The sequence below is a fragment of the Pseudomonas sp. QTF5 genome (assembly GCF_000512695.2).
Taxonomy (GTDB): Bacteria; Pseudomonadota; Gammaproteobacteria; order Pseudomonadales; family Pseudomonadaceae; genus Aquipseudomonas.
Window position 1 is genome coordinate 1 of record NZ_AZRW02000047.1, and the last position, 25,984, is coordinate 25,984.

General features: G+C 59.2%; 21 protein-coding genes, 1 tRNA gene and 2 pseudogenes. 14 read left to right on the top strand and 10 right to left on the bottom strand.

Translation table 11 applies throughout. The annotated features are described in order from the left end of the window. A pseudogene (locus IC37_RS25605) lies at positions 1–1,323 on the bottom strand (lipase family protein); the annotation flags it as partial. Positions 1,324–1,334: 11 nt separating this feature from the next. Continuing rightward, the gene (locus IC37_RS25610) at positions 1,335–2,186 is read right to left on the bottom strand and encodes a hypothetical protein (protein ID WP_256580791.1); all 852 of its coding nucleotides are present in this window, start codon (positions 2,184–2,186) and stop codon (positions 1,335–1,337) included. Between the two features lie 163 nt (positions 2,187–2,349). Between IC37_RS25610 and IC37_RS25615 the strand changes: the two are divergent. Both IC37_RS25615 and IC37_RS25620 read left to right on the top strand, forming a co-directional pair. Further along, positions 2,350–2,606 (top strand): annotated as a pseudogene (locus IC37_RS25615) (hypothetical protein); the annotation flags it as partial. Positions 2,607–2,696: 90 nt separating this feature from the next. Next, positions 2,697–4,028: a CoA transferase gene (locus IC37_RS25620; RefSeq protein WP_030131849.1), complete on the top strand. Its 1,332-nt coding sequence runs from the start codon at positions 2,697–2,699 to the stop codon at positions 4,026–4,028. Positions 4,029–4,159: 131 nt separating this feature from the next. Here the strand turns inward: IC37_RS25620 and IC37_RS25625 are convergent, their stop codons facing one another. After that, positions 4,160–5,023: a DNA-3-methyladenine glycosylase gene (locus IC37_RS25625; protein ID WP_030131848.1), complete on the bottom strand. Its 864-nt coding sequence runs from the start codon at positions 5,021–5,023 to the stop codon at positions 4,160–4,162. Next, positions 5,020–6,447 (bottom strand): arginine-ornithine antiporter, encoded by a 1,428-nt coding sequence (gene arcD, locus IC37_RS25630; protein WP_030131847.1) that lies wholly within the window; start codon positions 6,445–6,447, stop codon positions 5,020–5,022. The genes IC37_RS25625 and arcD (IC37_RS25630) overlap by 4 nt, the downstream gene beginning before the upstream one ends. Positions 6,448–6,894: 447 nt before the next feature. On the opposite strand from arcD (IC37_RS25630), the gene arcD (IC37_RS25635) reads away from it, so the two are divergent. The 12 genes from arcD (IC37_RS25635) (at position 6,895) to IC37_RS25700 (ending at position 21,516) form a co-directional block, all read left to right on the top strand. After that, entirely contained in the window at positions 6,895–8,322 is a 1,428-nt protein-coding gene (gene arcD, locus IC37_RS25635) for an arginine-ornithine antiporter (RefSeq protein WP_030131846.1), read from the top strand. A gap of 35 nt (positions 8,323–8,357) precedes the next feature. Beyond that, positions 8,358–9,614 (top strand): arginine deiminase, encoded by a 1,257-nt coding sequence (arcA, locus tag IC37_RS25640; RefSeq protein ID WP_030131845.1) that lies wholly within the window; start codon positions 8,358–8,360, stop codon positions 9,612–9,614. Positions 9,615–9,682: 68 nt separating this feature from the next. Next, positions 9,683–10,693 (top strand): ornithine carbamoyltransferase, encoded by a 1,011-nt coding sequence (locus IC37_RS25645; RefSeq protein ID WP_030131844.1) that lies wholly within the window; start codon positions 9,683–9,685, stop codon positions 10,691–10,693. Positions 10,694–10,877: 184 nt separating this feature from the next. Then, complete coding sequence (gene arcC, locus IC37_RS25650; RefSeq protein ID WP_030131843.1) at positions 10,878–11,807, top strand: carbamate kinase; 930 nt, start codon at positions 10,878–10,880, stop codon at positions 11,805–11,807. Between the two features lie 12 nt (positions 11,808–11,819). Beyond that, entirely contained in the window at positions 11,820–12,182 is a 363-nt protein-coding gene (locus IC37_RS25655; RefSeq protein WP_030131842.1) for a DUF5064 family protein, read from the top strand. 199 nt (positions 12,183–12,381) lie between these two features. After that, positions 12,382–13,890: a sigma-54-dependent transcriptional regulator gene (locus tag IC37_RS25665; protein ID WP_030131841.1), complete on the top strand. Its 1,509-nt coding sequence runs from the start codon at positions 12,382–12,384 to the stop codon at positions 13,888–13,890. Positions 13,891–14,338: 448 nt separating this feature from the next. Beyond that, the gene (gcvH, locus tag IC37_RS25675; RefSeq protein ID WP_030131840.1) at positions 14,339–14,713 is read left to right on the top strand and encodes a glycine cleavage system protein GcvH; all 375 of its coding nucleotides are present in this window, start codon (positions 14,339–14,341) and stop codon (positions 14,711–14,713) included. Between the two features lie 11 nt (positions 14,714–14,724). Further along, the gene (gcvP, locus tag IC37_RS25680; RefSeq protein WP_030131839.1) at positions 14,725–17,592 is read left to right on the top strand and encodes an aminomethyl-transferring glycine dehydrogenase; all 2,868 of its coding nucleotides are present in this window, start codon (positions 14,725–14,727) and stop codon (positions 17,590–17,592) included. A 200-nt stretch (positions 17,593–17,792) separates the two neighbouring features. Continuing rightward, a complete protein-coding gene (locus IC37_RS25685; RefSeq protein WP_030131838.1) occupies positions 17,793–19,169 on the top strand; it encodes an L-serine ammonia-lyase in 1,377 nt (458 codons plus the stop codon). Positions 19,170–19,202: 33 nt separating this feature from the next. Beyond that, a complete protein-coding gene (gene gcvT, locus IC37_RS25690; RefSeq protein WP_030131837.1) occupies positions 19,203–20,327 on the top strand; it encodes a glycine cleavage system aminomethyltransferase GcvT in 1,125 nt (374 codons plus the stop codon). Between the two features lie 391 nt (positions 20,328–20,718). Beyond that, the gene (locus IC37_RS25695) at positions 20,719–20,931 is read left to right on the top strand and encodes a cold-shock protein (protein WP_003175786.1); all 213 of its coding nucleotides are present in this window, start codon (positions 20,719–20,721) and stop codon (positions 20,929–20,931) included. A gap of 96 nt (positions 20,932–21,027) precedes the next feature. Beyond that, positions 21,028–21,516 (top strand): RDD family protein, encoded by a 489-nt coding sequence (locus IC37_RS25700; RefSeq protein ID WP_030131836.1) that lies wholly within the window; start codon positions 21,028–21,030, stop codon positions 21,514–21,516. Between the two features lie 135 nt (positions 21,517–21,651). Here IC37_RS25700 and nadA read toward each other — a convergent pair whose 3' ends face one another. The 6 genes from nadA to pal all read right to left on the bottom strand — a co-directional run bounded on the left by nadA (position 21,652) and on the right by pal (position 25,951). Next, positions 21,652–22,710 (bottom strand): quinolinate synthase NadA, encoded by a 1,059-nt coding sequence (nadA, locus tag IC37_RS25705; RefSeq protein ID WP_008072916.1) that lies wholly within the window; start codon positions 22,708–22,710, stop codon positions 21,652–21,654. 251 nt (positions 22,711–22,961) lie between these two features. After that, a tRNA-Lys gene (locus IC37_RS25710) sits at positions 22,962–23,037 on the bottom strand. Between the two features lie 63 nt (positions 23,038–23,100). Beyond that, positions 23,101–23,793, bottom strand: coding sequence for a 7-cyano-7-deazaguanine synthase QueC (gene queC, locus IC37_RS25715; protein ID WP_030131835.1), 693 nt, complete (start codon positions 23,791–23,793; stop codon positions 23,101–23,103). Position 23,794: 1 nt separating this feature from the next. After that, positions 23,795–24,442, bottom strand: a complete 648-nt coding sequence (gene queE / locus IC37_RS25720) for a 7-carboxy-7-deazaguanine synthase QueE (RefSeq protein ID WP_008072914.1) — start codon at positions 24,440–24,442, stop codon at positions 23,795–23,797. Between the two features lie 165 nt (positions 24,443–24,607). After that, positions 24,608–25,447, bottom strand: coding sequence for a tol-pal system protein YbgF (ybgF, locus tag IC37_RS25725; RefSeq protein ID WP_030131834.1), 840 nt, complete (start codon positions 25,445–25,447; stop codon positions 24,608–24,610). A 6-nt stretch (positions 25,448–25,453) separates the two neighbouring features. Beyond that, positions 25,454–25,951 carry a peptidoglycan-associated lipoprotein Pal gene (gene pal / locus IC37_RS25730; protein WP_003178634.1) on the bottom strand — a complete coding sequence of 166 codons (498 nt, stop codon included), beginning with the start codon at positions 25,949–25,951 and terminating at the stop codon, positions 25,454–25,456. Between the last annotated feature and the right edge of the window lie 33 nt (positions 25,952–25,984).

Consider the following 25,984-nt stretch of genomic DNA (forward strand, 5'->3'; position numbering starts at 1 on the left):
GCCTTCAACAAAGGTTGAGTCGCCAGCGCGTGGGGCGCCGTAGGTGTAGAGGAGGATGTTGTAATCCTCATCCGGAAATCGACGGAGTGCTTCGGCCAGCAGCAAGGCGATGGCTCCACCGAGACTATGCCCGCAAATGATGATTTTTTGACCCGCATAGAATCGGTCCAAATAGCTATGTACGAACTCGCTGAGCGCCTGATATGCGCTGTAAAACCCCTTATGAACCTGCCCGACACCTTCCTCGAACGGAACCTGAAGCGCATGCACATCACGTAGTGCATCTTTCAGACTGGCCGTGCCGCGCACCGAAATCAAAACGCCTTCGTCGTGATGACACATGAACGCCTGGGTATCACCGCCATCTTCCTGATCATCGAAAAAATGCTGGTTGGCCGGGTGTTCCTGATCCTTGCCTTTGTCCGGGTGGTTTTGCTCATACAGCGTCGGGTCGAACGGCAGGATTTCCAGCCGCTTTGAATAGGGCACGTCTTCGTACAACGGGTAAAACCTTTGGGACTGGCTCTTATCGATTCGCCAATTTTCCCGGTAGCTGGCCAATGCCTCGCCAAACAGATTGCCGATGCTCGGGTCCTCAGGAAAGCGCACTTTATCCAGCGGTTTTTCGCGCGGGTCCTGGGCGAAATCGGTGTAACTCAAGGTCGCCATCAACGCCAGTTGATAAAGGTTCAGCGCACAGAATTTGTCATCGGTGGACAGCAGTGGCCGCAAGGCGCGCATCGGCCGCACTTCCAGCACGTTGTGTTGGTTGGGGCTCAGCGCAATGCCGAACGAATGCTCGGGGCCGAAACCCAGTTCGCTCATGGCCCGAAGCAGTGCGCTTTGGGGTTCGTAGAAGCGCTGGGCCACCGGTGGCAAATGCGCGCCATCACGGACCAGGTCCCGCACCTCGACCTGGACAAAGACATCGGCGTCCTTGATGGCCGGGTTGTGTTCACGACGAAATCCGTCTTCGTGGAAAAAGCGGGTTTGTTCGGCGCGGTACTGGAGTTCGGTGATGGGGAGAGGGTAGTAGTCTCGTTTTATCAACCGTTCATAGGGTGTATCGAGTCCGCTGTACCGCTTGTCAAAGTTGAGTACGACAGCTCCTCGGTAATGGTTCTCTAGTTTTGCAAATCCCTCACCATCCAATCGTCCGGTATATTCCTGGCCGACACTGTCCACAACGGTGTAAGGCAAACCACCATAGGGTTTTCCGTCACCCTGCTCGTCAACTAATCGAAAGCTCGTCCAGTGCCCCCGTAGCGGGCAAACCAGCATTTTGCTGCTGAAACAAGAGTGATCTCGCTCCTGATGTGCCATATCTGATTTCCTTATTCAGTGCAGTTGGGGTAGACGGTGCACTCGCGACCATCCGGCATTTTGAAAGACTTGAAATCGACGGTGTTACCACGGCAAAAAGCGTCTTGATCCTCAAGGTTTTCACCCAGGCAACGTTTCCAACCTTGCGGAAAGCGGATCCAGGTGTCCTGCCCAAAGGGCCGCTCCTCGGCCGCCATCCCGAACACCATCCTCACCGTCCTGCCCGGCAACTGATCGCGCTGCAATACCCCGCCCGCCATGCGTTTCACCATCTGTCCACTCGCGTCGACAGCCCGGCAGTGCAGGATTTTTCGAATATTGCGTTTGTGCCCCATAGTGCGAAACAGCCACTGGCATTGCCCTTGAAACGCCTGAATACCGGAGGCTGGAAAATCTGGACGGTCATCTGCAAGTGCGTCGTAAAAGGACAGGCTGGCAAAATCATTACTGCCATCGAGCCGAGCCGGCCCCCATTTCCCTCGCAAATTCAACCTCAAACTACTCAACACCAACGGACAGCCGCCCGCGCGCGTCGTCAGCGGGATCTGAAACTCGGCCGTGCGCGCAATGCTTTGGAATTCGCTGGTGAAAAACTTGCGGTTGGGCGCCACCTTTCCGCGCTGACGCGGCGGCGCCTCACAGGTTTCGCCGCTGGCCGGCTCGTAATAGGCATCGGCCTTGACCCTGAAATCGGCCGGCACTTCGGCCTGCAAGGTAAAGCGCTCTGCCGGTGCAAAAACACAACCGCCAGCGGCAAGCGCCAGCGCAATGATTGCCAGTGCGCGAACAGATTGCCGGCTCGCGAAACACAACGAAGGAGCGTTGTTGAGAATTGGCTTTTCCCATTCCTGGAGTACCGTCACTTGATGCCCCTGTCAAAAAACCACGCTGAAAAACGAAGTATCAACAGGGGTATAGCCGTCATCCAGAGCTGTCTGAGGGGCCAGGAAACGTTTGGGACCGCGCCTACGCCAATCTCTGAAATATCTGACATTTGCAGCCCTGCCTGGGAGGGTTGTCACGCTCCTGAGCGAAACCTTTGGCGCTCGTCATCTCGCCGAACCGGCCGGTGGCCGCGCTGAAGGCTGGAAAGCTTCGTCAAGACGCTCGATGGGCTGGCGCCGAGCGTGCAGGAAGAAGCCTTTAAAGGCGCAATCGATGCGTTCAACCGCTTTACTGTACTGCTCGAACAGGCCTACGCCACCACCCCCGAACTCGCTCGATCACCCCGCCCTTGTAGGAGCGAGGCTTGCCCGCGAAGAACGATAACGCGGTCTGTCTGAAGTACCGCGTCGTACCATTCGCGGGCAAGCCTCGCTCCTACAGGTGACATTTTGATCTATGCTCGGGCCTCTCGCTCCGGAGGGCCTTCGATGACTGATTTACTCACGTCCATTCAAGCCGCACTCGGCTTGCCCCACACGCCAATCCCGTTCACCTCGGTTGGTGCCCTGCCCTCGGCGTTTGCCGTGACTGACCTGGCCTGCGCCAGCATTGCCGCCGCCGGTCAGGCTGTCAGTGAATTGCTGCAACAACACACCGGCCGTTTGCCTAACCTTGAAGTCGACCGCCGCCTTGCGTCGTTCTGGTTCGCCACCTCGATCCGCCCTGTGGGCTGGAGCGTCCCGCCGTTGTGGGACGCGGTTGCCGGCGACTATGCGACCAAGGACGGCTGGATCCGCCTGCACACCAACGCGCCTCATCATCGTGCCGCCGCTGAAAGCGTGCTCGGCGGCTGTGCCGACCGCGCCGCGGCGGCGGGCAAAGTAGCTCAGTGGGCGAAAAGCGATCTGGAACAGGCCGTGATCGAGGCCGGTGGTTGCGCCGCCGAGATGCAAACCTGGACACAATGGCAGGTTCACCCCCAGGGGCAGGCCGTGAACGCCGAACCGCTGATTCAGTTCAGCGTCGACGACAGCCAAAACGCCAAACCGTGGCAGGGTTCGGTGGCCCAACCGCTGGCAGGGATCAAGGTGCTGGACCTGACGCGGGTACTCGCCGGCCCGATCGCCAGCCGCTTCCTCGCAGGGCTCGGCGCCGACGTGCTGCGCATCGACCCGCCGACCTGGAACGAACCGGGCGTGGTGCCGGAAGTCACTTTGGGCAAACGCTGTGCGCGCCTGGATCTGCACGACAAGACCGATCGCGCAGTGTTCGAAAGCCTGCTCAAGGACACCGACATTCTGCTCCACGGCTACCGCGCCGATGCATTGGAAAGGTTGGGGTACGGCGTCGCCGTGCGTCAAAAACTGGCGCCGGGCCTGATTGATGTATGCCTCAACGCCTACGGTTGGAGCGGCCCATGGCAGAACCGTCGAGGGTTCGACAGTTTGGTACAGATGAGCAGCGGGATTGCCGAAGCGGGGATGCAGTGGAAGAAGGCGAACAAACCGACGCCGCTGCCGGTGCAGGCGCTTGATCACGCCACCGGGTATTTGATGGCAGCTGCGGCGATCAAGTTATTGGGATGTGGCGGGTCGGCCAGGTTGTCGTTGGCGCGGACCGCCAGGTTGCTGATTGAACATGGCGCGGGGACCGACGAGGCGTTGCGGGCGGAGGATCAAAGCGATCAAGGGATGTTGGTTGAGCAGACACCTTGGGGTCCGGCCCACCGGCTGCAGGTACCACTGAAAATCACCGGGACACCGCTGCAGTGGGCACTGCCGGCCGGGGAATTGGGTTCCCATCGCGCGCAGTGGTGGTGACTGTTCGGGCCCCTTCGCGAGCAAGCCCGCTCCCACAGTTGACCGAGTTTCCTTGGAGGAATGCGATCAAAATGTGGGAGCGGGCTTGCTCGCGAAGGGGGCCGAAAAGTCACCACACATCTCGGCTCAGTTCAATCCGGTCGACTCAACGATGTCCAAAGCACCTGCGCCGCATACCCTCGATAGGGCCGCCAAGCCTCGGCCCGCACCCACAACTCCCGAGCCGTCACCGCTCGACCTTCCAGCGCCACCAGCGAATTGATCAACCCCACATCCCCACTCGGAAACGCATCCATCTGCCGCAACTGCCGCAAGGCAATGTATTGCGCCGTCCAGTCGCCAATCCCGTGCAATGTCAACAACCGCGCCACACCGCCTTCCCGTCCCGGTTCAAACAACAGGGGATCATCCAGCAACGCCTGAGCCACGCTGGACAAGGTCCGACCGCGACTTTTCGGCATCCCCAACGTAGCCAGATCCGCTGCTGCCAATGCGCCAGCATCAGGAAACACATGACTCAACCCCGGCATCGGCGACTGCAATGGCTGTCCATATTGCACCACCAGTTTCCCCGCCAACTTGATCGCCGCGACCACGCTGATCTGCTGCCCCAACACCGCACGAATGGCCAACTCCAGACCATCCCAAGCCCCGGGCACGCGCAGCCCCGGACGTGCGGCAATCAAGCGTGCCATCAACGGATCAACCGCCAGTTGTCGATGAATGGCGGGCAAATTTGCGTCCAGATCAAACATCCGCCGTAGCCGCGCGACAATCTCCGGTACTGCCGCTGAATCAGGAAAATCCAGCGTCACTTCCAGCACATCGCCCACCCCTGGCCTGACCGAAATCACTCCGTGAATACCGTTCAATGCGATGCTGCGCGAGTACACCCCATCGACCACCGTTTCCATCCCCACCACCGCCCGCGCCGACAAAAAACCCAGCATCGCCGACCAGTCATAAGGCGGTTGATACGCCAGCAATAACCTCACAACGACAACAATCCGCTGTACAACCCATAGGCCGCCAACCCCGCCCCGGCAACCACACAGCTGAAAATCCCCTTCTCAACCAACGTAAACAGCGGTTTGCCCTGTTCCCGCTTGGCCTTGGCAAACAGTATCACCCCCGGTGCATACAACAACGCCGAGAGCAGCAGGTATTTCACGCCGCCGGCATACAACAACCACACCGCGTAACTCAGGGCGATGCCGCCGATCAGCAAGTCTTTCGTGCGCTCGGCCGAGGCATGCTCATAGGTTTCCCCTCGCCCGCTCAACAACACCGCATACGCCGCCGACCACAGATATGGCACCAGAATCATCGATGAGGCGAGGTAGATCAGGCTGGTGTAAGTACCGGCGGAAAACAGGGTGATCAGCAGAAAAATCTGGATCATCACATTGGTGAGCCACAGTGCGTTGACTGGCACATGGTTGGCGTTTTCCTTTTTCAGGAAGGCTGGCATGGTCTTGTCTTTCGCGGTGGCGAAGAGGATTTCGGCGCACAGCAACGCCCACGACAACAAGGCCCCCAGCAGCGAAACCGCCAGGCCGATGCTGATCAGCAGCGCGCCCCAAGGGCCGACGATATGTTCCAGCACCGCCGCCAGCGACGGGTTCTGCAACGTGGCCAATTCGGGTTGGCTCATGATCCCGAGGGATAACACGTTCACCAGCACCAGCAGCGCCAACACACCGATAAAACCGATAACCGTCGCCCGGCCCACGTCCGAACGTTTCTGTGCCCTCGCCGAATACACACTGGCGCCTTCGATGCCGATGAAGACGAACACGGTGACCAGCATCATGTTGCGCACCTGGTCCATCACGCCGCCGAAATTCGGGTTGCTGCGGCCCCAGATGTCGCGGGTGAAGATGTCCGCCTTGAAGGCCACGGCGGCAATCACGATAAACATGATCAGCGGCACAATCTTGGCCACGGTGGTCAGTTGATTGATGAACGCCGCCTCCTTGATTCCACGCAACACCAGAAAATGCACGGCCCACAGCAGCACCGACGCGCAGCCGATGGCGATGGGTGTGTTGCCCCGGCCGAAGACCGGAAAGAAATAACCGAGAGTACTGAACAGCAATACGAAATAACCGACGTTGCCCAGCCAGGCGCTGATCCAGTATCCCCAGGCAGACGAGAATCCCATGTAATCGCCGAAACCGGCCTTGGCGTAAGCGTATACACCGGAGTCCAGTTCAGGTTTGCGATTGGCCAAAGTCTGAAAGACGAAGGCCAAGGTCAGCATGCCAACGGCAGTGATCGCCCAACCAATCAATATCGCCCCGGCATCGGCACGCGCCGCCATGTTTTGCGGCAAGGAAAAAATCCCACCGCCAATCATCGATCCCACCACCAAAGCGATCAGCGCACTCAGGCGAAGCTTTTGCGTCGGTTGCGACATTCGTGCATCTCCATTTCCCTGTCGCGCTATGGCCGCGAGATCTTCACATAGTCGGTTTTTAACTAAATAGATAAAGCGTAATAACGTTTATCAATTAACGCTAATATTTGTCTTTATTTATAACTGACCACGCTATTGCAGCCATCCGAAAATAGCGGTTTTGTCGGTAGATCCTAATAAATCAATATCACTGCAAAATCAAATGACCAATACTTGCCAAAACAAAAAAACAAACTAGCGTCTAAACCTCAACTGATACGCTTTATTTCTTTAACTTTTATCAGAGGTCTCTGCACAGGGCTTTGCGGGCAATAGCCCTATGCCTATAAAAGACCCATAAGTCTTTAATCAACAACGGAATGTGACCATGCATTGATCCAAGTCAGATGATTGAACAGCGAACGAAACTAACCTGTTTTCTCTCTTCTCCTGCACTGGAGTCATGCAATGTCCGAATCCCCCGGAAAACTGAAACTCGGCGCCCTGGTTGCATTGGTTGTCGGCTCAATGATTGGTGGCGGGATCTTCTCTTTACCCCAGAACATGGCCGCCAGTGCAGACGTCGGTGCCGTTCTTATCGGTTGGGCCATTACCGCGGTGGGCATGTTGACCCTGGCCTTCGTCTTCCAGACCCTCGCTAATCGAAAACCTGATCTGGACGGCGGTGTTTACGCCTACGCCAAAGCCGGTTTCGGCGACTACATGGGTTTCTCGTCTGCCTGGGGTTACTGGATCAGTGCCTGGCTGGGTAACGTTGGTTACTTCGTTCTGTTGTTCAGCACCCTCGGTTACTTCTTTCCGATCTTCGGCGAAGGCAACACGGTTGCTGCCGTGATCGGCGCGTCTGTGCTGCTCTGGGGCGTACATTTCCTAGTGCTGCGGGGCATCAAGGAAGCGGCATTCATCAACCTGGTGACCACCGTCGCCAAAATCGTACCGCTGCTGCTGTTTGTCCTGATCGCGATTTTCGCGTTCAAACTGGACATCTTCACTGCCGACATCTGGGGCGTGAAAAACCCTGACCTGGGCAGCGTGATGAAGCAGGTGCGCAACATGATGCTGGTCACCGTCTGGGTGTTCATCGGCATCGAAGGCGCGAGCATCTTCTCGGCCCGTGCGGAAAAACGCAGCGACGTGGGTAAAGCCACCGTCATCGGTTTCATCACGGTTTTGCTGTTTCTGGTGCTAGTGAACGTGCTCTCGCTGGGCATCATGACCCAACCGGAATTGGCAAAACTGCAGAACCCGTCCATGGCCGCGGTGCTGGAACACGTGGTCGGTCATTGGGGCGCGGTGCTGATCAGCGTCGGCCTGATCATTTCGTTGCTCGGTGCGCTGTTGTCGTGGGTGTTGCTGTGCGCGGAGATCATGTTCGCCGCCGCTAAAGACCACACCATGCCGGCCTTTTTGCGCAAGGAAAACGCCAACCATGTGCCGGCCAATGCGCTGTGGCTGACCAACGCCATGGTCCAGCTGTTCCTGATCATCACGCTGTTCTCGGCCAGCACTTATCTGTCGCTGATCTACCTCGCCACCTCGATGATTCTGGTGCCGTACCTGTGGTCGGCGGCTTATGCGCTGCTGCTGGCGGTGCGCGGCGAGAGTTATGAAAACGCCGCGGCCGAGCGCAGGAAAGACCTGTTCATCGGCGCCGTCGCGTTGATCTACGCGGTCTGGCTGATCTATGCCGGCGGCGTCAAATACCTGCTGCTCTCCGCCCTGCTCTATGCGCCCGGCGCGATCCTGTTTGCCAAAGCCAAACTTGAAGTCAACAAACCGGTTTTCACCAACGTCGAGAAGCTGATTTTCGCAGCGGTCGTCGTGGGCGCCCTGGTGGCAGCTTACGGGCTGTATGACGGCTTCCTGACTCTGTAACACCTGACCCATTTGTCATCTGGAGGATCACTGTAATGACCACCGAAAAAGTTAAGTACGGCGTCCATTCCGAAGCCGGCAAACTGCGCAAAGTCATGGTTTGCTCCCCCGGCCTGGCCCACCAGCGGCTGACCCCGAACAACTGCGATGAACTGCTTTTCGATGATGTGCTGTGGGTTGCTCAAGCCAAGCGTGACCACTTCGACTTCGTCACCAAAATGCGCGAGCGCAACGTCGACGTGCTGGAAATGCACAATCTGCTGACCGACATCGTCGCCATTCCAGAAGCGCTGGACTGGATTCTGGAACGCAAGATCACCGCCAACTCGGTCGGCCTTGGGCTGGTCAACGAAACCGCTTCCTGGCTGCGTAGCCTGGAGCCGAGAAAGATTGCCGAGTTCCTGATTGGCGGCGTCTCCGCCGATGACCTGCCGGACAGCTTCGGCGGCAAGACCATTCAGATGTTCCGCGAATTTCTCGGTCACTCCAGCTTCATTCTGCCGCCGCTGCCCAACACCCAGTTCACCCGCGACACCACCTGCTGGGTCTACGGCGGCGTGACGTTGAACCCGATGTACTGGCCGGCGCGCCGTCAGGAAACGTTACTGGCCACGGCCATCTACAAGTTCCACCCGCAATTCGCTAACGCCGACTTCCAGATCTGGTACGGCGACCCGGACCAGGACCATGGCAGCGCCACCCTTGAGGGCGGCGACGTGATGCCGATCGGCAACGGCGTGGTGCTAATCGGCATGGGTGAGCGCTCGTCCCGCCAGGCCATCGGCCAATTGGCGTTGAACCTGTTCAAGAACAAAGCAGTGGAAAGAGTGATCGTCGCCGGCCTGCCAAAGTCCCGCGCAGCGATGCACCTGGACACCGTGTTCAGCTTCTGCGACCGCGACCTGGTGACCATTTTCCCGGAAGTGGTGAACCAGATCGTCGCCTTCAGCCTGCGCCCTGACGAAAGCAAACCGGGCGGCATCGACGTGCGCCGCGAAGAAACCAGCTTCCTCGACACCGTGGCCAAGGCTCTCAACCTGCCAGTGCTGCGCGTCGTCGAAACCGGTGGCAACAGCTTCGCCGCCGAACGCGAGCAATGGGACGACGGCAATAACGTGGTGGCTCTGGAGCCGGGCGTGGTCGTCGGCTATGACCGCAACACCTACACCAACACCCTGCTGCGCAAGGCCGGTGTGGAAGTCATCACCATCAGCGCCGGCGAGCTGGGACGGGGCCGTGGCGGCGGCCACTGCATGACCTGCCCGATCATTCGCGACCCTATCGACTATTAATTTGCCCACCTCGGCCCCGCTTATCCAGCGCGGCCGAGGGGATAACCGAAACCCAAGGAGATCCCATCATGGCTTTCAATATGCGCAACCGCAGCCTGCTCTCGCTGATGCACCACACCACTCGCGAGCTGAACTACCTGCTGGACCTGTCCCGTGACCTCAAACGCGCCAAGTACACCGGCACCGAGCGTCCGCACCTGCAAGGCAAGAACATCGCGCTGATCTTCGAAAAAACCTCGACCCGCACCCGTTGCGCCTTCGAAGTCGCGGCCCATGACCAGGGCGCCCACGTCACCTACATCGACCCGGTGTCGTCGCAGATCGGCCACAAGGAAAGCATGAAAGACACCGCTCGCGTGCTGGGGCGGATGTTCGACGCCATCGAGTATCGCGGCTTCGAACAGGAAATCGTCGAAGAGCTGGCGAAGTTCGCTGGCGTGCCGGTGTTCAACGGCCTGACCGCTGAATTCCACCCGACGCAAATGATCGCCGACACCCTGACCATGCGTGAACACAGCGACAAACCGCTGCACGACATCAGCTATGCCTACCTCGGCGATGCCCGCTACAACATGGGCAATTCGCTGTTGATGATCGGCGCCAAACTCGGCATGGACGTGCGCATCGCCGCGCCGAAAGCGCTGTGGCCACATCAGGACTTCATCGATCAGTGCAAAGCCTTCGCCGCCGAAAGCGGCGCGCGCCTCACCATCACCGAAGACCCGAAAGAAGCGGTCAAGGGCGTGGACTTCATCCACACCGACATCTGGGTGTCGATGGGCGAGCCGGTTGAGGCGTGGGACGAGCGCATCGAGCAACTGCTGCCGTATCAGGTCAACGCCGACATGATGAAGGCCTCGGGCAACCCGCGCGTGAAATTCATGCACTGCCTGCCGGCGTTCCACAACAGCGAAACCAAGGTCGGCAAAGACATCGCCGCGCGGTATCCGCACCTGGCCAACGGCGTCGAGGTGACTGAGGAAGTCTTCGAATCGCCGGCCAACATCGCCTTCGAGCAAGCGGAGAACCGCATGCACACCATCAAGGCGATTCTGGTGTCGGCGCTGGCGGATATCTAACGGCTCACTCGGCTCGCCCTGACGAAACACGGTCAATGTGGGAGCGGGCTTGCTCGCGAAAGCGGTCTGACAGGGACATTGATGTCGACTGACACACCGCCTTCGCGAGCAAGCCCGCTCCCACACCGACCCGATTCCCACAGCAAGATCGAGCTACCCGCCCTCTATTTAGAAGGACTGCATTATGCGTATCGTCGTTGCTCTGGGCGGTAACGCCCTGCTCCGCCGGGGTGAACCCATGACCGCGGACAACCAGCGCGCCAACATCCGGATCGCCACCGAACAGATCGCCAAGGTTTATTCCGGCAACCAACTGGTGATCGCTCACGGCAATGGTCCGCAGGTCGGGCTGCTGTCGCTGCAAGCGGCGGCCTACACCCAGGTTTCCGCTTACCCGCTGGACGTGCTGGGGGCCGAAACCGAAGGCATGATCGGCTACATCATCGAACAGGAAGTGGGCAACCTGCTGGACTTCGAAGTCCCGTTCGCCACCCTGCTGACCCAGGTCGAAGTCGACGCCAACGACCCGGCGTTCCAGACTCCCAGCAAACCCATCGGCCCGGTCTACACCAAGGCCGAAGCGGAAAAACTCGCTGCCGAAAAAGGCTGGGCGATTGCTCCGGACGGCGACAAATTCCGTCGCGTGGTGGCCAGCCCGAGACCCAAACGCATCTTCGAAATCCGCCCGATCAAGTGGCTGCTGGAAAAAGGCAGCATCGTGATTTGCGCCGGTGGTGGCGGCATCCCGACGATGTACGGCGCCAGCGGAAAACTGCAAGGCGTGGAAGCGGTAATCGACAAAGACCTGTGCTCGGCGCTACTGGCCGAACAGCTTGAAAGCGATCTGTTGGTGATCGCCACCGACGTCAGCGCGGCGTTCATCGACTTCGGCAAACCCACCCAGAAAGCCATCGCCCAGGCCCACCCGGACGAAATGGAAAAACTCGGCTTCGCGGCCGGCTCCATGGGACCAAAGGTCCAGGCAGCCTGCGAGTTCGCCCGCCATACTGGCAAAGTCGCGGTGATCGGTTCACTCTCGGACATCGAAGCGATCGTCCAGGGCAAGGCCGGCACGCGTATCAGTACGGCGACACCTGGCATAACTTATTTATAAGGAGAGACGTCAATGGCAACGTTTGAGCCCGGTCATCTGCACATCGAGCGCCACGCGCTGACCCCGGATGATGTCAACTACAACGTGCACCTCGACTATGAGGTCACGCAGGATCCCAAGAAAGGCAAAGGGATGCTGTTCACCATGCACGGCAGCATGCAGGGAAAGGACATGACGGAGACCTTCTTTCTGCCCAAGGAGGAGGCTTACAACTTCGCCAACAACGTGACGAAAATCGCCGAGAAGTACGGAATCCCGAAGACACATAGCCAGATCGGCTCGGTTCACAAGCATTACGATTTAATGTTTGAAGACATCCGGAAGCAGCTGGATATGAAATCCGGCGACCCGGTAAACCTCGAGAACTTCGAATAACCCACTGACCTTGTGGGAGCGGGCTTGCTCGCGAAAGCGGTGTGACAGGCAATACTAATGTCGACTGATACTCCGCTTTCGCGAGCAAGCCCGCTCCCACAGGGGATCATCGTTGCCCTGAAGTCCTGCGCAGGATTTCACCATTGGCCCGCCCCAAGGCATACTTGCCACCCTCCGCACTCCAGAACCCAACCGCCCCATGCGTATCCACGTCAGCTTCATCGACCGCGTCGGAATCACCCAGGAAGTCCTGGCCCTGCTCGGTGGGCGCAATCTCAATCTGGATGCGGTGGAAATGGTGCCGCCCAACGTCTACATCGACGCCCCGACCTTGAGCCCGGCAGTGCTCGAAGAGCTGCGCGACGCGCTGTTCAGCGTGCGCGGCGTGCAAGCGGTGACGGTGGTCGACATCCTTCCCGGCCAACGCCGTCACTTGCAACTCGATGCGTTACTCGCGGCCATGACCGACCCGGTGCTGGCTCTGGACAGTGCTGGCAAGGTGCTGCTGGCCAACCCGGCGCTGATTGCCCTGTACGGCCGCGAACCGGCGGGTGAAAGCATCAGCGAGCTGTTTGCCGACCCGGCGCTGCTCGACGCGTTGCTGGAAAACGGTTTTCGCCTGCCACTGCGTGAGATCACCGTCAACGGCCAGACCCTGCTGCTGGACGCCACGCCGATCACCGATGCCGGCGCGCTGCTGACCCTGTATCAACCGAACCGCATCGGTGAACGCCTCTCGGCGCTGCACCACGACCACGCCGAAGGGTTCGATGCCCTGCTCGGCGAATCCCCGGCGATTCGTACGCTCAAGGCGCGCGCTCAACGGGTCGCCGCCCTCGATGCACCGTTGCTGATTCAGGGCGAAACCGGCACCGGCAAAGAACTGGTGGCTCGCGCCTGCCACGCCATCAGCGCTCGCCATAGTTCGCCGTTCCTGGCCTTGAACTGCGCGGCATTGCCGGAAAACCTCGCCGAAAGCGAGCTGTTCGGCTACGCCCCCGGCGCCTTCACCGGCGCGCAACGGGGCGGCAAACCGGGGCTGATGGAACTGGCCAACCAGGGCACGGTATTTCTCGACGAGATCGGTGAAATGTCGCCGTACTTGCAGGCGAAATTGCTGCGTTTTCTGAATGACGGCAGCTTCCGTCGAGTGGGTGGCGATCGCGAAGTGAAGGTCAACGTGCGGATCCTCAGCGCGACCCATCGCGATCTGGAAAAAATGGTCAGCGAAGGCGCCTTCCGCGAAGACCTTTTCTATCGCCTCAACGTCCTGAATGTCGAAGTCCCGCCCCTGCGCGACCGTGGCCAGGACATTCTGCTGCTGGCGCGCTACTTCATGCAGCAGGCCTGCGCGCAGATCCAGCGCCCGGTCTGTCGCCTGGCCCCCGGCACCTACCCGGCGTTGCTGGGGAACCGTTGGCCGGGCAACGTGCGGCAATTGCAGAACGTGATTTTCCGGGCCGCGGCGATTTGCGAAAGCAGCCTGGTGGACATCGGCGACCTCGACATCGCTGGCACCTCCGTGGCGCGCCAGAGCGACAGCGAGGTCGACAGCCTTGAACAGGCCATGGAAGAGTTCGAGAAAACCCTGCTGGAAAAACTCTACGTCAGCTACCCCTCGACCCGCCAACTGGCCAGCCGCCTGCAAACCTCCCACACCGCGATTGCCCATCGGTTGCGTAAGTACGGGATTCCTAACAAGCCTTAAAGCATCACTCAGTCAAATGTGGGAGCGGCGGTGCGGCGATCCGACTTGCTCGCGAAGGCGGAGTGTCAGTCGACATCAATGTTGCCTGTTATACCGCTTTCGCGAGCAAGCCCGCTCCCACAGGGTACTGCATCAGGATTCAAAAACGACCTCCGCCTGTACTGAAAGCGCTACGGCGGAATGAAATCGCTACACCCCCTCTTGATCACCGCTGTGCAAGGCTTTGATCCACCTCAGCTTTTTTCTTCAGTCCCTGCTGTAGCGATTTCGCTACAGTCAGGTCATTTCAGTCTTCTGTAAAAACAACTAACTAATTGATTTGTAAGAAATAAATAACATTGGCCGCGATTTTGCTTAGCTTGTATAAAAAGCAGCGCCCATAAATCAGGGCATTGCCCCAGCATTCAATCGCGTCCACCAGACGAGTCTGGCCCCCTTAGGAGTTTCCATGAGCGAGTTGCGTTTTACTGAAGATCACGAATGGCTGCGCACCGAAGCTGACGGCACCGTCACCGTCGGTATCACCGCTTTCGCGCAGAACGCCTTGGGCGACGTGGTTTTTGTACAACTGCCTGAGCTGCAGTCCTACGACAAAGGCGCAGAAGCCGCCACCGTGGAATCGGTAAAAGCCGCCAGCGGCGTGTACATGCCACTCGACGGCGAAGTGCTGGAAGTGAACCCGGCGCTGGACAGCAGCCCTGAACTGGTCAACGAAGATCCGCTGGGCGAAGGCTGGTTCTTCCGCTTCCAGCCAACCGATGCCTCGGCTGTCGGCCAACTGCTGGATCAAGACGCTTACGACCGTCTGATCGCCCAAGCCTGAGGAGCGCCGACATGACTCAAGTACTTCCTGTTTCTGTAAATGTCAGCACCGCCAACGAATTCATTGCGCGCCACATCGGCCCGCGCTCGGGCGACGAGCAAGCCATGCTCAACAGCCTCGGCTTTGATTCCCTGGAAGCCCTGAGCGCCAGCGTCATTCCCGACAGCATCAAGGGCACCAGCGTCCTCGGCCTGGAAGACGGCCTGAGTGAAGCGGATGCCCTGGCGCTGATCAAAGCCATCGCCGGCAAAAACCAGCTGTTCAAGACCTACATCGGCCAGGGCTACTACGGCACCCACACGCCGTCGCCGATCCTGCGCAACCTGCTGGAAAACCCGGCCTGGTACACCGCTTACACCCCGTACCAACCAGAAATTTCCCAGGGCCGTCTCGAAGCGCTGCTGAACTTCCAGACCCTGATCAGCGACCTGACTGGCCTGCCAATCGCCAACGCCTCGCTGCTCGACGAAGCCACCGCCGCTGCCGAAGCCATGACCTTCTGCAAACGCCTGAGCAAGAACAAAGGCAGCCACGCGTTCTTCGCCTCGGTTCATTGCCACCCGCAAACCCTCGACGTGTTGCGCACCCGTGCCGAGCCTTTGGGCATCGACGTGGTGGTCGGCGATGAGCGCGAACTGACCGATGTCAGCGCATTCTTCGGTGCTTTGCTGCAATACCCGGCCAGCAACGGTGATGTGTTCGACTACCGCGAGCTGACCGAGCGCTTCCACGCCGCCAACGCACTGGTCGCCGTCGCGGCTGACCTGCTGGCCCTGACCGTGCTGACTCCGCCGGGCGAATTCGGCGCCGACGTGGCCATCGGTAGCGCTCAACGCTTTGGCGTGCCGCTGGGCTTCGGTGGTCCGCACGCGGCCTACTTCTCCACCCGTGATGCGTTCAAGCGTGACATGCCGGGCCGTCTGGTCGGCGTTTCCGTGGACCGTTTCGGCAAGCCGGCCCTGCGCCTCGCCATGCAGACCCGCGAGCAACATATCCGCCGCGAGAAAGCCACCAGCAACATCTGCACCGCCCAGGTTTTGCTGGCCAACATCGCCAGCATGTACGCCGTGTACCACGGCCCGAAAGGCCTGACGCAGATCGCCCAGCGCATTCATCACCTGACCGCGATCCTCGCCCAAGGCTTGAGCGCATTGGGCCTGACCGTCGAGCAAACCAGCTTCTTCGACACGCTGACGGTTAAGACCGGCGCGCAAACAGCTGCTTTGCACGACAAGGCTCGTGCTCAGCAGATCAACCTGCGTGTTGTAGATGGCGAGCGTCTGGGCCTGTCCCTGGACGAAACCACCAGCCAGGCTGACGTTGAAACCCTGTGGAGCGTGCTGTCTGAAGGCAAGGCGCTGCCAGACTTCGCTGCGCTGGCCGCGAACGTTGCAAGCACCATTCCAGCCGCGCTGGTGCGCCAGTCGCCGATCCTCAGCCACCCGGTGTTCAACCGTTATCATTCGGAAACCGAGTTGATGCGCTACCTGCGCAAGCTCGCCGACAAGGACCTGGCCCTGGATCGCACCATGATCCCGCTGGGTTCCTGCACCATGAAACTCAACGCCGCCAGCGAAATGATCCCGGTGACCTGGGCTGAATTCGGTGCCCTGCACCCGTTCGCCCCAGCCGAGCAAAGCGCCGGCTATCAACAGCTGACCGATGAACTGGAAGCGATGCTCTGCGCCGCCACCGGTTACGACTCGATCTCCCTGCAACCAAACGCTGGCTCCCAAGGTGAATACGCTGGCCTGTTGGCGATCCGTGCCTACCACCAGAGCCGTGGCGAAGACCGTCGCGACATCTGCCTGATCCCGTCGTCCGCCCACGGCACCAACCCGGCCACCGCCAACATGGCTGGCATGCGCGTGGTGGTGACCGCCTGCGATGCCCGCGGCAACGTCGACATCGAAGACCTGCGCGCCAAAGCCATCGAGCACCGCGAACACCTCGCTGCGCTGATGATCACCTACCCGTCGACCCACGGCGTGTTCGAAGAAGGCATCCGCGAAATTTGCGGCATCATTCACGACAATGGCGGCCAGGTGTACATCGACGGCGCCAACATGAACGCCATGGTCGGCCTCTGCGCACCGGGCAAGTTCGGCGGCGATGTGTCTCACCTGAACCTGCACAAAACCTTCTGCATTCCACACGGCGGTGGCGGCCCGGGCGTCGGCCCGATTGGCGTCAAGTCGCACCTGACCCCGTTCCTGCCGGGCCACGCCCAGATGGAACGCAAGGAAGGCGCGGTCTGCGCGGCACCGTTCGGCAGCGCGAGCATTCTGCCGATCACTTGGATGTACATTCGAATGATGGGTGGCGCGGGTCTCAAGCGTGCTTCGCAACTGGCGATCCTGAATGCCAACTACATTTCCCGCCGCCTCGAAGAGCATTACCCAGTGTTGTACACCGGCAGCAATGGTCTGGTGGCGCACGAATGCATCCTTGACCTGCGTCCGTTGAAAGACAGCAGCGGCATCAGTGTCGATGACGTCGCCAAGCGCCTGATCGACTTCGGCTTCCACGCCCCGACCATGTCGTTCCCGGTGGCCGGCACGTTGATGATCGAGCCGACCGAAAGCGAATCCAAGGAAGAACTGGACCGCTTCTGCGACGCCATGATCCGCATCCGCGAAGAAATCCGCGCGGTGGAAAACGGCACGCTGGACAAGGACGACAACCCGCTGAAAAACGCGCCGCACACCGCCGCGGAAATCGTCGGCGAGTGGACTCACCCGTACAGCCGCGAGCAAGCGGTTTACCCGGTAGCGTCGCTGATCGAAGGCAAGTACTGGCCACCGGTCGGTCGCGTCGACAACGTCTTCGGCGATCGCAACCTGGTCTGCGCCTGCCCGTCGATCGAAAGCTACGCTTAAACCTGTGTGGGGCGGTTAATCCGCCCCACTCAAGAACACCGCATATCCCCTTGTGGGAGCGGGCTTGCTCGCGAAAGCGGTGGGTCAGACAACTTTGATGGTGACTGACCCACCGCTTTCGCGAGCAAGCCCGCTCCCAAGGGATTTGTGCCAAGCCTCAAGTTCCGCCAATTCCTATAACAAGAAACCGGAGAACAACCATGTCGTTAAGCGTGTTCGACCTGTTCAAAATTGGTATCGGCCCCTCCAGCTCCCACACCGTCGGCCCGATGCGTGCCGCTGCACGTTTTGTCGAAGGTCTGAGCCGTGAAGGGCTGTTGCCTGCAACCGCCTGCGTCAAAGTCGAGCTCTACGGATCACTCGGCGCCACCGGCAAAGGCCACGGCAGTGACAAGGCCGTGTTACTGGGCCTGGAAGGCGAACACCCGGACACCGTGAACACCGAAACCGTCGCCGCCCGCCTGCAAGAAATTCGCAGCAGCGGACGTCTGAACCTGCTCGGTGAGCACTCCATCGAATTCAATGAAAAACTGCACCTGGCGATGATCCGCAAACCGTTGGCTTATCACCCCAACGGCATGATCTTTCGCGCCTTCGATTCCGCAGGGCTGCAAATCCGCAGCCGCGAGTACTACTCGGTCGGCGGTGGTTTTGTGGTCGATGAAGACGCCGCCGGCGCCGACCGTATCGTCGAAGATGCCACGCCACTGACCTTTCCGTTCAAAAGCGCCAAGGACCTGCTCGGTCACTGCGCCACCTACGGCCTGCCCATCAGCCAGGTGATGCTGACCAACGAAAGCGCCTGGCGCCCGGAAGCGGAAACCCGCGCCGGCCTGCTGAAAATCTGGCAAGTGATGCAGGATTGCGTCGCGGCCGGTTGCCGCAACGAAGGCATCCTGCCCGGTGGCTTGAAGGTCAAACGCCGCGCGGCAGCGCTGCATCGGCAATTGTGCAAGAACCCGGAATCTTCGCTGCGCGATCCGCTGTCGGTGCTGGACTGGGTCAACCTGTACGCCTTGGCGGTCAACGAAGAAAACGCCAATGGCGGACGCGTCGTGACTGCCCCTACCAATGGCGCCGCCGGAATCGTCCCGGCGGTTTTGCATTACTACATGCGCTTCATCCCCGGTGCCAATGAAGACGGCGTCGTACGTTTTCTGCTGACGGCCGCCGCCATCGGCATTCTCTATAAAGAAAACGCCTCGATCTCCGGCGCCGAAGTCGGCTGTCAGGGAGAGGTTGGCGTCGCCTGTTCCATGGCGGCCGGCGCCTTGTGTGAAGTGCTGGGCGGTACGGTACAGCAAGTGGAAAACGCTGCGGAAATCGGCATGGAACACAACCTCGGCCTGACCTGCGACCCGATTGGTGGGCTGGTGCAAGTGCCTTGCATCGAGCGTAACGCCATGGGTTCGGTCAAGGCCATCAATGCGGTGCGCATGGCCCTGCGCGGCGACGGTCAGCACTTCGTCTCCCTCGACAAAGTCATCCGCACCATGCGTCAGACCGGCGCCGACATGAAAAGCAAATACAAGGAAACCGCCCGTGGCGGTTTGGCGGTCAACATTATCGAGTGCTGATGCGCGCATCTGCACTATTTTCAGGAGCTGGATATGTCCACCGAACAATTGTTGAAAACCCCGTTGCATGCACTGCACCTCGAACTCGGCGCCCGCATGGTGCCGTTTGCCGGCTACGACATGCCGGTGCAATACCCGTTGGGTGTGATGAAAGAACACCAACACACCCGTGATCAGGCCGGGCTGTTCGATGTCTCGCACATGGGCCAGATCCGTCTGACCGGCACCAACGCTGCCAAGGCCCTGGAAACCCTGGTACCGGTGGACATCATCGACCTGCCAGTGGGCATGCAGCGTTACGCGATGTTCACCAACGAGACCGGCGGCATCCTCGACGATCTGATGGTCGCCAACCTCGGTAACGACGAACTGTTCCTGGTGGTCAACGCGGCCTGCAAGGATCAGGACCTGGCGCACTTGCGCAAGCATATCGGTGACCAGTGCACGATCGAGCCACTGTTCGAAGAGCGCGCGTTGCTGGCTCTGCAAGGTCCGGCCGCCGTCACCGTGCTCGCACGCTTGGCGCCTGAAGTTGCGAAGATGACCTTCATGCAATTCGCCCGCGTGAAGCTGTTGGGCGTGGACTGCTTTGTCAGCCGTTCGGGCTACACCGGTGAAGACGGTTTCGAAATCTCCGTACCGGCGGCCAACGCCGAAGCCCTGGCTCGCGCCCTGCTGGCCGAACCGGAAGTGGCGGCCATCGGTCTAGGCGCTCGCGACTCCCTGCGCCTGGAAGCCGGCCTGTGCCTCTACGGCCACGACATGAACACCGAAACCACCCCAATCGAAGCGAGCCTGCTGTGGGCCATCTCCAAGCCTCGTCGTGCCGATGGCGCGCGGGCCGGCGGCTTCCCCGGCGCTGAAACCGTGTTCGCCCAGCAGCAAGCCGGTGTCAGCCGCAAACGCGTTGGGCTGCTGCCGCAGGAACGTACGCCAGTGCGTGAAGGTGCGGAAATCGTCAACGAAGCCGGCGAAATCATTGGCAGCGTGTGCAGCGGTGGCTTCGGTCCGACCCTCGGCGGTCCGCTGACCATGGGCTACCTCGACAGCGCTTATATCGGTCTGGATACGCCGGTTTGGGCAATCGTGCGTGGGAAAAAGGTGCCTTTGCTTGTAAGCAAAATGCCATTTGTTCCACAACGCTACTATCGCGGTTGATTGACTGTTTCTATAAGTAACGCGACTGCGTTAACAGTGCACTAATCTGTAACGCAGCCGCCATAAAACAGTGCGGACGTTTCGTTTATGAACGTTACTTATAACGATCGAAAACAACTGAACAACTCTATCGAATAAGCCTGCGCTAGTTCCCCTCTGATTGTCACCAACCCGAGGAAATGCGGGCCTTCGCAGGGCTTGTTTTTTCTCCCGTAGTTGGCGTAGAGTTTGTTCACTGTGTTTGCATGGGTCGCTTGGAATCGTGACCTGGGCAGTAGCCTACAAGTTAGCTACATCCCGTTCGACGTCTTCTTACTCTCCTGCAACCAGCCCCAGTACTCTTTCACGAGAAGGAGACTGTCATTCATTTTTGCGTCAAAGGAAATAAGAAATGTCCCAACGTCAGAGCGGTACCGTCAAGTGGTTTAACGACGAGAAAGGTTTTGGTTTTATCACTCCAGAAAGCGGTCCGGATCTGTTCGTACATTTCCGCGCTATTCAGGGCAACGGCTTCAAGAGCCTGAAAGAAGGCCAGAAAGTGACGTTCGTTGCTGTGCAAGGCCAGAAAGGCATGCAGGCTGACGAAGTACAAGCAGAAGCCTGATCTTCTGTAACGAAAAAGCCCCTGATACTGATATCAGGGGCTTTTTTGTGCGCGTAAATCCGTAAAATGGCTTCTTTTTTCTGCTCTGAGGCTGCCATGTCGAAACACCTGCTCAACCCACAAGGCGACTTTCCCGCCGTCGGCCTGGGTCGTCACCTGGCAGCGATGTTCTACGACTTCCTGTTATGCACCGCCCTGCTGATCGTCACCAGCGGCATTTACAAGATGATCCAGATGGCAATCATCGGCGAAGAACAAATGCGCGCCCTCACCGAAGCCGGTGCGCTAGACGGTGATCCGCTGCTGTCGACGGTGCTGCTGTTTGTGCTGTTTGGCTTCTTCGCCAAGTTCTGGACCTGGTCAGGGCAGACGCTGGGCATGCAGGTCTGGGGCATCCGCGTGCAAAACGCCGATGGCTCATCCATCAGCCTGTGGCAGGCTCTGTTGCGCTTTGTGGTGTCGATCGCGTCTTGGCTATGCCTCGGGCTGGGATTCTTCTGGTCGCTGTTCGACAAGCAGAAGCGCAGCTGGCATGACATCTATTCCAATACCCAGCTCGTACGCATTCCGAAGAAGACCAAGTAATTGCACAGTATGAAAATCACTGTGGGAGCGGGCTTGCTCGCGAAATCGGTGTGTCAGACAACATCAATGTTGAATGATATGCCCTCTTCGCGAGCAAGCCCGCTCCCACAGTTTTTGCAACTTGCCTGACAGACCTTAAGCGTTCCCCGCCAACTTCATCCGCGCCGCCTGCGTGAAATCAAGCATCCGCTTCAACGGCCGCACCGCCTGCGGAATCAACGCCGGATCAACGAAGATCTCGTTGGTGCCCTCGCGCAAGCTCTTCAGCGTGCGCTCAAGCGTATTCATCGCCATCCACGGGCAATGCGCGCAACTGCGGCACGCTGCGCCGTTACCGGCCGTTGGCGCTTCGATGAAGACCTTGTCCGGGCACAGCTGCTGCATCTTGTAGAAAATACCGCGGTCGGTGGCGACGATCAGAGTCTTGTTTGGCAGGCTCTGCGCAGCAGCGATCAGCTGACTGGTGGAACCCACCGCGTCGGCCAACTCGATCACTGCGGTCGGCGACTCCGGATGCACCAGGATGGCCGCATCCGGGTACAGCGCTTTCATGTCTTCGAGCTGCTTGGCCTTGAACTCTTCGTGGACGATGCAGGCACCGTCCCACAGCAGCATGTCGGCACCGGTCTTGCGCTGGATGTAAGTGCCCAGGTGCTTGTCCGGAGCCCAGATGATGGTTTCGCCGTTATCCATCAGGCTTTCGACGATTTCCAGCGCACAGCTGGAAGTCACCACCCAGTCCGCCCGGGCTTTGACCGCCGCCGAAGTGTTGGCATACACCACCACCGTACGTTCCGGATGCTGATCGCAGAACGCCGAGAATTCGTCCACCGGGCAACCCAGGTCCAGCGAGCAGGTCGCTTCCAGGGTCGGCATAAGCACGCGTTTTTCAGGATTGAGGATTTTCGCGGTCTCGCCCATGAACTTCACGCCGGCGACCACCACAGTCTTGGCCGGGTGAGCATTGCCGAAGCGGGCCATCTCCAGAGAGTCGGAGACGCAGCCACCGGTTTCTTCGGCCAGAGCCTGAATGACCGGATCGCAATAGAAGTGGGCAACCAGCACCGCGTCCTGAGCCTTGAGCTCGGCAGCGATGGCAGTACGGTAATAAGCCTCCTCCTCGGCCGTCAGCGGCTTGGGCTGCTTGGCGTCGAGGTGGGCTTGAACCAGAAGGCGTTCGGAAATCTGCGTCATGTTCGCAAGACCTGCAGGCGCTTTCGCGCGAAAGTCGAGTATACACCCGGCTCCGGACCCTTCGGGGTACCGCCGGGAGAGTGAGTATTCATCAGGCGTGGATAGCGTTGAAGTTGCGCAAGGCTACAGAATATCCCGTGGATGCAAAAGATGATTCTGACCTGCGTCACCCGGACTGAGTCGACCTCAAATCGCGGGCAAAAAAAAACCCGGAAATCCTCACTTACGTGGGCCTTCCAGATTTTTTAAAATGGTGGGTCGTGTGGGATTCGAACCTACGACCAATTGGTTAAAAGCCAACTGCTCTACCAACTGAGCTAACGACCCGCTGTGTGGTGGCGCGTATAATACTGATTTTTAAGGACTATTCAACACCTAATTTGAAATAAATCAAAAATAAGGTGTTGGGTCAGTCACACCGGCCGCCGCGAAGCCTTCTGCACGCAGGCGGCAGCTGTCGCATTTACCGCAAGCGCGGCCATTATCGTCTGCCTGATAGCAGGAAACAGTCAGCCCGTAATCGACGCCAAGCTTCACCCCCGCCTCAACGATCTCCGCCTTGCTCAGGTTCTGCAGTGGCGCCTGGATACGGAAGCCCTGCCCTTCTACCCCGGCCTTGGTCGCCAGATTGGCCATGCGCTCGAAGGCTTCGATGAACTCGGGACGGCAATCCGGATAACCGGAGTAATCCACCGCGTTGACACCGATAAAGATGTCACGCGCGCCCAGCACTTCGGCCCAGCCCAGCGCCAGGGACAGAAACACGGTGTTGCGCGCCGGCACATAAGTCACCGGGATACCTTCACCCGGCGTTTCCGGCACATCGATGCTAGTGTCGGTCAGGGCCGAGCCGCCGATACCGTTCAGGTTCAGGCCGATCACCTTGTGCTCGACCACACCCAAGTCTTGGGCGACACGTGCCGCGGCGTGCAATTCGGCGTGAGACCGCTGACCATAATCGAAGCTCATGGTGTAGCAGCTATAGCCTTCGGCACGGGCCATGGCCACGACGGTCGCCGAGTCGAGGCCGCCAGACAGCAGGATGACCGCACGTTTCTCAGCAGTGTTCGTTTGTTCAGTCATTTCAGCGCCCCGGCTCGTCATTCCAAAGATATTTATGCAGCTGCAATTGCAGACGCACAGGCAGATTGTCCGCCACCACCCAGTCCGCCAGATCACGCGCGTTCAGGTCATGGTGGCTAGGTGAGAACAGGACTTCGCCGGCACGCTGGTCAAGCCCGTACTGAATCAGCTTGGACACGGCCCAGTCGTAGTCTTCCCGCGAGCAGATGACAAACTTCACCTGATCGTTAGGCGTGAGCAGTTCGATGTTCTCATAGCGGTTGCGGTGCGCTTCTTTCGAACCCGGGGTTTTCAGGTCGACGACGCGACTGACCCGAGGATCGACCGCCGAGATGTCCAGCGCGCCACTGGTTTCCAGCGACACTTCGTAGCCGGCGTCACACAACTGCTTGAGCAAGGGAATGGCATTCGGTTGCGCCAGGGGTTCGCCACCCGTGACACAAACATAACGCGGGCGAAAACCGGCCACTTGCTCGAGGATGTCGTCGAGCGTGCGAATGGTGCCGCCAGTGAAGGCGTAGGCGCTGTCGCAGTATTGGCAACGCAATGGGCAACCGGTCAGGCGCACAAAAACAGTGGGCAGCCCGGCAGTCCGCGTTTCACCCTGCAACGAGTAGAAAACTTCGGTGATTCTCAATGTGTCTTGCATAGTCGCCACGGGCGTAACAGCTAAACAGGCTGTCCGCCTCCGTCAGGCACTTCAAGGAACCCCGCCAACGCGCAGATCCCAAAAAGCGTGTTTCAGAAAAAGGGGGTGAATTCTAACGAAAAAACCCGCGACAAGCGCGGGTTTCTTCGAAACGGTCAAGCAGGCTTACATGCGCTGCAAGTCGCGTTGTGCCAGCTGAGCGGCCGAAGTGCCCGGATATTGGGACACGACCTGTTGCAGAATGCCTTTGACCCGGTCGGTATGACCGAGGCGGCGCTCTACATCAGCGAGTTTGTACAGCGAGTCTGGCACTTTGTTGTGCTTTGGATACAGCTGCGAAACCTTGGCAAATGCCTGACCTGCACCTTGCAGATCGCCTTTGGCCAGGTTCACTTCGCCCAACCAGTACTGGGCGTTGCCCGCGTATTGGCTGTTCGGGTATTTGCGCAGGAATGCGGCGAAAGCCTGGCTGGCCTTGTCGAAATCCTTGGCCTTGATCAGGTCGAAGGCTGCATCGTAATACAGCTTTTCCTTCGCCGGATCAGCCGGTTCGCCTCCCGCTGCTGGGGCTTGAGCGGCGGCCGCTCCTGCACCTGCACCGGCTGCTGCACCGGGGGCGTTCAGATCGCCACCGGTGGAAGAATTATCAGGAGTCGCGGCTGGTGCAACACCGGTTCCTATGCGCCGATCAAGATCCTGATATCGCTCCAGGTTCTCTTGCTTCATGCGCGCTACATCATTTTGCAGTTCTTCGATCACACCCTGTTGGCGCGAGATCTGATCCTGCATTTGTTGCAGTTGGTTGAACAGCTGGCCCTGTGCCGAGACAGGGGCCGAAACCCCTCCCCCGGCATAGGCGCCGTTCGTACCGTAACCCGCAGGCGGATAACTACTCCCGCTATTGTTATAGCCGGAGTTGTCCTCGACCACAGGAACCGCAGCCCACACCGCAAGCGGTGCGAGGCTGAGAGCCAAAACAGTTACAGCACGACGGCACGTTCGCATGACGAATTACTTACGCAGTTCGACGCGACGGTTTTGAGCCCAGGACTGCTCGTCGTTGCCGGTAGCAACTGGACGCTCTTCGCCGTAGGAAACCAGTTCCAGCTGAGCTGGGGAAACACCTTGCAGTACCAGGTAGCGCTGAACGGCTTTCGCACGACGCTCGCCCAGTGCCATGTTGTACTCACGAGTACCACGTTCGTCGGTGTTGCCTTCCAGAACAACGCGAGCGCCGTTTGCTTTCAGGTCTTTGGCGTGAACGTCCAGAGCGCGCATGGCTTCTGGCTTCAGGTCCGAGCTGTCGTATTCGAAGTAGAAGGTGGTGATTGCGCGCAGAGCAGCTTCTTCGCTCAGGGAGCCGTCAACAGCACCAGTGTTAGCGCCGTAACCAGCGTTTGGATCAACAGCGCCTTCACCGGCGTTGTCGCCGCCTTTGGACGAGCAACCTACAGCTACAGCCATGGCCAGAGCCAGCGCAGCAAATTTACCAAACTTCAGCATTTCCATCGTGAAACTCCTAATGAACCCCAGTGTGTTAAG